The organism is Clostridium sp., assembly GCF_040797585.1.
Lineage (GTDB): Bacteria > Bacillota > Clostridia > Clostridiales > Clostridiaceae > Clostridium_Z.
The window spans coordinates 1-8,282 of sequence record NZ_JBFNEO010000127.1; the positions used below are offsets into that span (position 1 = coordinate 1).

6 protein-coding genes are annotated in these 8,282 nt (G+C 30.1%); all 6 read left to right on the top strand.

Translation table 11 applies throughout. From position 1 onward, the window contains the following. Nucleotides 1-844 (top strand): glucosaminidase domain-containing protein (locus AB2369_RS08955; protein ID WP_367666139.1); only part of this gene is annotated, 844 nt, incomplete at its 5' end. A 593-nt stretch (nucleotides 845-1,437) separates the two neighbouring features. Further along, on the top strand, nucleotides 1,438-1,659 hold the full coding sequence (locus tag AB2369_RS08960; RefSeq protein WP_367666140.1) for a DUF3006 domain-containing protein: 222 nt from the start codon (nucleotides 1,438-1,440) through the stop codon (nucleotides 1,657-1,659). Then, nucleotides 1,652-2,212: a signal peptidase I gene (lepB, locus tag AB2369_RS08965; RefSeq protein ID WP_367666141.1), complete on the top strand. Its 561-nt coding sequence runs from the start codon at nucleotides 1,652-1,654 to the stop codon at nucleotides 2,210-2,212. The genes AB2369_RS08960 and lepB overlap by 8 nt, the downstream gene beginning before the upstream one ends. Before the next feature lie 13 nt (nucleotides 2,213-2,225). Beyond that, nucleotides 2,226-3,608, top strand: a complete 1,383-nt coding sequence (gene pepV, locus AB2369_RS08970; protein ID WP_367666142.1) for a dipeptidase PepV — start codon at nucleotides 2,226-2,228, stop codon at nucleotides 3,606-3,608. Between the two features lie 114 nt (nucleotides 3,609-3,722). Continuing rightward, nucleotides 3,723-5,591: an ATP-dependent zinc metalloprotease FtsH gene (gene ftsH, locus AB2369_RS08975; protein ID WP_367666143.1), complete on the top strand. Its 1,869-nt coding sequence runs from the start codon at nucleotides 3,723-3,725 to the stop codon at nucleotides 5,589-5,591. 249 nt (nucleotides 5,592-5,840) lie between these two features. Further along, a complete protein-coding gene (locus tag AB2369_RS08980; protein WP_367666144.1) occupies nucleotides 5,841-7,979 on the top strand; it encodes a UvrD-helicase domain-containing protein in 2,139 nt (712 codons plus the stop codon). Nucleotides 7,980-8,282: the final 303 nt, after the last annotated feature.

The window sequence follows — 8,282 nt, forward strand, 5'->3', positions numbered from 1 at the left end:
AGCATTTGGGATTTTGATTTTAGGTATAAGTATTTTAAAACCTGAAAAGGAAGAGATAAGGATAAGAAACTTTGATAAAGGGACATTCATAAAGATTACAGACTCTGTAAGTAAGCCACATAAGCAAATTAGTTGGACAGAAGTAGCAGCAGCTCTTGCGGTTCCTAAAAAGGGGGATTTATCACAGGTTTCTGAAGAGGATATAAGAAACATGGCTTTAAAGTTTATAAAGCAAGAGGGAAATGATTATGTATTAGAATCTTTTGATAATGTATTAGAGGAGTTAAATTATAATGATAAATCAAAGTCATTAGCAAAGAAATTTTTATCTCAAATAGAGAAAACATCATCTGTAAATGGAGAGGAGCATATTACTTTTATAAATGATATAAAAGAGGATGCTATAAAAACCTACGAAAAGTATGGAATTTTACCATCCATTACAATAGCCCAAGCTATCCTTGAAACTGGATGGGGAAAGTCCAATTTAACTACAAAGGCAAATAATTATTTTGGTATAAAGGCAGATAAAGGATGGAAGGGAAAAAAGGTTACCATGGATACAACGGAATTTCATAATAAAGAAATAAAGGATGAATTTAGATATTACGAGGAAAAGACGGATTCATTCATAGATCACGGTAGCTTTTTAAAAAATAATGAAAGATATACAAAGGCTGGCTTATTTACATCAGGTAATTATATAGATCAAGCAAAAGCACTTGAAAAAGCAGGATATAGTACAGTTGAAGATAAGAACGGTAATAAGACATATTCAAAATTATTATCTGATATTATAATAGATAATAATCTTATGTTAATAGATACAGAGGCTCAGAGATAAGAAAAATATATAAATTTTTAATTAATTAAAAGGCTGTGGCACTAAGGAATTTACATACAATATATTGATTGCAAATTTAAAATTAGCACAATATATTCTAGTATTTGTTCTTAATGCGGCAGCCCTTTAATTAACATAAGATTTTTAATTTATATTAATAAAAGGCATCTTAGATAAACTATTTGGTCAAAAATAGTCCAATAACTTATAGTATATAGTGAGTATAGTATATTTAAAACAATATATTATACTCATTATATACTATAAGGGGGAGTATACTATACTGATTAAATATTTTTTAAGATGCCTAATGTTTTTACTTAAAATATGATAAAATATTTATGAACTTGGTTCATACAAAATTTATTTGTTATAATAGCAAAATTAATATAAAATATATAAAAATTTAATTTTTATATATTTTAATTATAATCAAAAAATATATAGTAAAAACTGCCTTTAGTTTAGGTTATTCTATGAGATTACTATTTGTGGTTAAGAAAAAGTTATTATGATATACTATAAATTGGATGTGCAAGATGGAAGGAGGCATTTAACTTTATTCTAAGAGAATAAAGTTAAAATTATTGTTTATGGAAAAATTCATAATAGATAGAATAGACCATAGTATTGCCTTTTGTGAAGATGATAATGGAGAGATAATTAAAATAAATATTTCCATTATAGAAGGCAAGGTTAAGGAAGGCGTAGTTATTATAAGAACTGAAGATGGGTTTAAGGTAGATAATGAAGCCACTAAAAGTAGAGAGAAATATATTAATGATTTAATGGAAGGTATGTGGGAAGATGAGTAAAGAAGATAGTAAATCAATTAAGAGTATTAGTGGTTCTTTAGTTAAAGATTGGATAATACCTATAGCAGCTGCTGTAATAATATCAATCCTAATAAATAAATTTTTATTATTTAAGGTATATATACCATCAGAATCAATGTATCCTACATTAACTGAAGGAGACCATTTGTTTGTAACTAAAATATATAATTATAGTAAGATTGAAAGAGGAGATATACTAGTATTTGACTTTAAAGAGGGAATAAACAATGGTGAGAAAGAAGAGCTTTTAATAAAAAGAGTTATAGGCCTTCCAGGAGATAATGTGGAGATAAAAGATGGTGGAAAAGTTTTTATAAATGGAGAGGAATTAAATGAGCCTTATGTAGAGAATCCTAGCAATCAAACAGGTAGCTTTACAGTTCCAAGTGGAAAGTATTTATTCTTAGGAGATAATAGAGCTAATTCTTATGATTCAAGGAGTTGGAGAAATCCATATATTGATGAAGAAGATATAAAGGGAAAAGCTCAAGTTAGGGTTTATCCTTTTAATAGATTAGGATTTTTAAAGTAGAGGGGGAAATTTTATGATAAGTAAAAAAGTTGATGAGTTAAAGGATCAATTAGTAAGATCTACCCAGGAAATAATAAGAATAAAGAGTCTTGAGGGAGAAGGAAAAGAAGGTATGCCTTTTGGAGAGGCAGTAAATAATGCTCTTTTATGTGCTCTTAAGATATCAGAAGACTTAGGATTTAAAACCAAGAATATAGATGGCTATGCAGGCTATGCAGAATATGGTGAAGGAGATGACTATGTAGCTGTTTTAGGGCATTTAGATGTAGTTCCAGAAGGTGAAGGATGGACATATGATCCTTATGGAGCTGAGATACATGGTGGCAGAATATATGGTAGAGGTACTACTGATGATAAAGGACCTATGATGGCAGCACTTTATGGGCTTAAAGCTATAAAGGATTTAGATATTCCATTATCAAAGAAGGTAAGAATAATATTTGGAACTAATGAGGAAACAGGTAGTAATGATCTTCCATATTATTTAAAAAAGGAAAAGCCGCCGGTTTTAGGTTTTACCCCTGATGCTGAATATCCAATAATATATGCAGAAAAGGGAATTCTTCACTTTACTTTAGGGAAAACTTTCAATATAAAAGATGGAGAGATTAAAGTAAAGAGCATAAAAGCTGGAGAAAGACCAAACATAGTTCCTAGTCTTTGTGAAGCTTTAGTTACTGGCAAGGATATGGAATATTTTAATGATAAATTAAAGGAATTTAATAAGGAAAAAAATTACCATATAAATATTGAACCTAGTGAAGATGGAGTTAAGATAAAGTCTCATGGTGTTTCTGCCCATGGATCTACTCCTCATTTAGGAAAGAATGCAATAATGCATATGATAATGTTTTTAAATACCTTAGATATTAAAGGGGATTTAAAGGAGTTCTTAGGATTTTTATCAGAAAGTATAGGAACAGAAGTAAATGGAGAAGGATTTGGAGTAGGGTATATAGATGAGCCTTCTGGAAAGTTAACTTTAAATGTTGGAATAATAAATCTATGTGAGGATAAGGCAGACCTTAGAATAGATATAAGATATCCAGTTACTATTAATAATGAGGAATTATTAAAGAAATTAGAAGCTACTTCAGAAAAGGCTAATGCAGAGATTAAGGATATAGACTTAGATGAGCCGTTATATTTCTCAAAGGATCATGAACTTATAAAGAAACTTCAAATTGCTTATGAGGAAATAACAGGTGATAAAGCGGAGCTTATAGCTATAGGGGGAGGAACCTATGCTAAAAGTATGCCAAATACAGTTGCCTTTGGACCAATCTTCCCTGGAAAGCCAGATGTTATTCATAAACCAGATGAGTATATAGAAATAGAAGACTTAATTTCTAATGCTAAAATATATGGAAGAGCAATATATGAACTTGCTAAATAATTAAAGATAAACTTAATATATCAAAAGAAGAAATAAATATAGCTATTATTTAAACCATATAAGAGCTATATAGTTTTACTTGAAAGGAGCTAATGCCAAGAGGCAGACCAAATTATGTTTAAAGATAATAAATTTAAATACAGACTATTTTATTTAATGGGTGTAATTGCTGTAGTATTAACAATAAATTATGGAATTACTAATTATACAACTAAAAAAATAACTTACAGTGAGTTTTTAACCTTACTTGAACAAAATAAGGTTAAGTCAGTGGATATACAAAGAGATGCACTAGCTATAAAACCTATAGACGATAGTGTTTATGGAGGGAAAACTCTTTATACAGGAAACATAAAGGACCCTAAATTAGTAGAAACTCTTAGAGAGGCAGATGTAGAGTTTAATGCAGAGATACCTAATAATGATCCTTTCACAGGATTAATACTGTATTGGGTAGGGCCTATTCTTATCTTTATGCTTCTTGGAAGACTTATATTTGGAAAGTTAGATAAGAAAATGGGTGGAGGAGTAATGTCCTTCGGTAAAAATGTAGGTAAGATATATGCGGAAAATGAAACAGGAAAAACCTTTAAGGATGTAGCAGGACAGGAAGAAGCTAAGGAATCCTTAATAGAGATTGTGGATTTTCTTCATAATCCACAAAAATACAGTGAGATAGGAGCAAGACTTCCTAAAGGGGCACTTCTTGTTGGACCACCAGGAACAGGTAAAACCCTTCTTGCAAAGGCTGTGGCAGGAGAAGCTAAAGTTCCATTTTTCTCTATGTCAGGATCAGACTTTGTAGAGATGTTTGTTGGTATGGGAGCAGCAAGAATCCGTGATTTATTTAGACAGGCAGAAGAAAAGGCTCCTTGCATAATATTCATAGATGAAATTGACGCTATTGGTAAAAGTAGAGATGGGGCATTACAAGGAAATGATGAAAGAGAGCAGACATTAAATCAGCTTCTATCTGAAATGGATGGATTTGATTCTTCTAAGGGAGTTGTAATACTAGCAGCTACTAATAGACCAGAAATCCTTGATAAGGCATTACTTAGACCAGGACGTTTTGATAGACGTGTAATAGTTGACAGACCAGACTTAATTGGAAGAGAGGCTATACTTAAGGTTCATGCTAAAGGAGTTAGACTTTCAGAGGATGTGGATTTAAACTCTATAGCTAAATCAACTCCAGGAGCAGTAGGAGCAGATCTTGCTAATATGGTAAATGAAGCAGCTTTAAGAGCTGTAAAGAATAAGAGAAAGTTTGTAATACAAGAAGACCTTGAGGATGCAGTTGAAGTTGTAATTGCAGGTAAAGAGAAAAAGGATAGAATTATGTCTGCTAAGGAAAAGAGAATAGTAGCCTTCCATGAGGTAGGTCACGCCTTAACAGCAGCTCTACTTAAAAATGCAGATCCAGTGCATAAGATAACTATTGTACCAAGAACAATGGGAGCCTTAGGATATACTATGCAGCTTCCAACAGAGGAGAAATATCTAGTATCTAAGGAAGAGATGTTAGATCAAATAGTAGTAATGCTTGGAGGAAGGGCTGCAGAGGAAGTAGAATTTAATGAGATATCTACAGGGGCATCTAATGATATAGAAAGAGCCACTCAAAGTGCTAGAAGCATGGTAACCGTATATGGTATGAGTGAAAAATTTGATATGATGGCATTAGAATCAGTAAGAAATAAATATTTAGATGGAAGACCTGTTATGAATTGTAGTGAAGAGACAGGAACTGCTGTAGATATGGAAACTTTAAATATTATAAAAAACTGCCATGAAAAAGCCATAGAACTTTTAAATGACAATAAAGATCTATTAGTTGAGATATCAGAGAAGTTATTAGAAAAAGAAACTATAATGGGTGAAGAATTCATGGAAATCATAAAGCAAAGAAGACCAGATATTGTGGAAGAGGAAGTAGCTTCAGAGAAGATAGATAATGAAGAAGATAATACTATAGAATAGTAAAAAAGATAGCATCTTAAAAGATGCTATCTTTTTAAATTACAACTTACATAAGTACGAATTCCCTATATATATTATAACAAATAATAGTTTAAACTACAAATTAGCTATTATGCTATAAGAATTATGAAATTTTATTAAAACATAGGATTTTTAGAGAATATCTATTATAATGAATCTTTAAGTTTTAGCTTTATTATATAAAAATGATATAATATAAATTACCATTATAGAAAGGTAGGTAGATATATGGATAAAGAGAATTTTTTAGATGCAAATAGTAGTGATTATGACCTACAGTTAGAGAAGTTTAAGTTAAAGGAAACTATTAATATAATAAATGAAGAGATTTTAAGAGGAATTACTAAGAGAAAGGGTTTAGTAAATGAAATTTTAAATTATAGAAAGAAGTTTATTGAAGATTATAAGGATGATGAAGACCAGGTTATAGAATATTTCGACCATGAAAGATATGTTCAGGAAGAGGCATTTAAAACCATAGATAGAAAGTTAAAAGAGCTTAATACATTAAAATATTCACCTTATTTTGGAAGGATAATTTTTGAAGATAAGGAATTTGAAGATGTAGAAAAATATTATATAGGTAGGTTTGGAGTAACGCCAGAGGGGTATGATGAACCTTTAATAATCGACTGGAGAGCACCAGTTGCATCTTTATTTTATGCGGGAACCTTAGGTGAACACTATTATAGTGCACCAGGAGGGGAAATAGAGGTAGATCTTCAAGGGAGAAGACAATATATAATAAAAAAAGGTGAACTTCAAGGCTGTTTTGATTCTGATATAGACGTAAAAGATGAGATTCTTCAGATGGTTTTAAGTTCTAACTCTAATGAGAAGCTTAAAGATATTGTTATGACAATACAGAAGGAACAGGATGAAATAATAAGAAATGAGAGACTTTCTGTAACTGTGGTAAATGGAGTGGCTGGAAGCGGTAAAACTACCATAGCCCTACATAGAATAGCTTATCTTTTATATAATTATAGAAAACAGTTAGAGGATAAAACCCTTATTTTGGGACCTAACTCTATATTTATGGAGTATATAGGAAATGTTCTTCCCTCTCTTGGGGAAGGGAATGGTGTAAAGCAAAGTACTTTTAGAGAATTTGCTATGCAGTTTATAGAGGATAATAAAGAGATAGTTCCTTTTACCTATGAGATAGAGCAGGTACTAAAGGGAGAGGAAGAATTCTTAAAAGAAATAAAATATAAGGGATCAGAAAGCTTCTTAGGTGATTTAGATAAACTAATAGAGGACTTAAATGAAAATTACTTTAAGGTAGGATCTCTCCTATTTAATAATGAGGTTTTAGTAGATAAAGAAGAAATCCTATCAATGATTAATAAAGATTTTAAAGCTATGCCTCTTTTTAGAAGAAGTGCTAAGGTAAAGAGGATATTATATAACAAGATTAGATATAAAAGAGATGATATATTTAGAGATATAGAATCTAAATATAAAAAGATTAAGGAAGAAATGCCAAAAGATAAATTGGCTGTAGAAGAGAACAATATAAACTTTAAAAGAAAGATAGAAATAAGAAATCTTTTAAGAGAAGTTTTAAATGCTAAAGAATCTTTAAGATATTTAGATGGAGAAAAAGTAGAGGACATATATAATAGATTTAATAATAATAAAATTTTATTAAATGATGATTTAGGTGCTATACTATATCTTAAAATTAATCTTCAAGGATTAAAGGTTAAAGAGGAATTAAAACACGTAGTTATAGATGAGGCTCAAGATTATTCTATGCTTCAGTTTATAGTTATAAAAAAACTAACAGGGTGTAATTCCTTTACTATAGTTGGAGATGTAAATCAAAGACTTATAAAAAAAGAGGTAGAATCTCCTATGATGAATCTTCATAAAATCTTTCCTAAAGAGAGTATTAAAATGTTCTCTTTAAATAAGAGCTATAGATCCACTAAGGAGATTATGGACTATGCTAATAAATTCATAACTGGTGATAATATAGTTCCGCTAGTTAGAAGTGGAGATAAGGTTTATGAAGAGGAAGTTAATTCTATTGAGGAATTAGCAGTAAGTATAAAAAACACCATAGATGACATGGAAGAGGAAGGATTAGAGAGTCTTGCAATTATATGTAGAAATAAGGATCAAATAAACAAGATAGCTCCTGTTCTTAAAGAAACAATGAATATAAAGGTTTTAGATAATGAAGATATTATCTATAGAGGAGGAAATGTTTTAATACCTAGTTACTTTGCTAAAGGACTAGAATTTGATGGAGTTATAATGGTAGATGAAGATGGGGAGAACAGTGAAGATTTAGTTAAATATGTAATGTGCACCAGAGCTCTTCATAGACTATACAATTATAAGATTAATTTCAGTTAATAAGTTAGATATGTTTATATTGTAGATTTTAATTTATACCTAAGCTTAAGAATTTGAAAATTGTACATCTTTAAGGAGTATAGAAAATCAGGTTTCAGTGAGAAACTTCATAATAAATTAAAAACAAAGACTTTATCACTTATGTTGATTTTAATAGTGAGAAGGTCTTTGTTTTATATTACAGCAAAGTTTAGTTAGAATAATATAGAATTATTATTCTATAAAAATTTTAAAGATAATATACAAGCAAGATAATTATATAGGGATTAATACTGTCATATAAAACCAGCATAAATAAATAAG

Bases quoted from the DNA above. Each gene is read 5' to 3' on its own strand.
- AB2369_RS08960 (WP_367666140.1), top strand. From the start codon at position 1,438: ATGGAAAAATTCATAATAGATAGAATAGACCATAGTATTGCCTTTTGT.
- lepB (WP_367666141.1), top strand. From the start codon at position 1,652: ATGAGTAAAGAAGATAGTAAATCAATTAAGAGTATTAGTGGTTCTTTA.
- pepV (WP_367666142.1), top strand. From the start codon at position 2,226: ATGATAAGTAAAAAAGTTGATGAGTTAAAGGATCAATTAGTAAGATCT.
- ftsH (WP_367666143.1), top strand. From the start codon at position 3,723: ATGTTTAAAGATAATAAATTTAAATACAGACTATTTTATTTAATGGGT.
- AB2369_RS08980 (WP_367666144.1), top strand. From the start codon at position 5,841: ATGGATAAAGAGAATTTTTTAGATGCAAATAGTAGTGATTATGACCTA.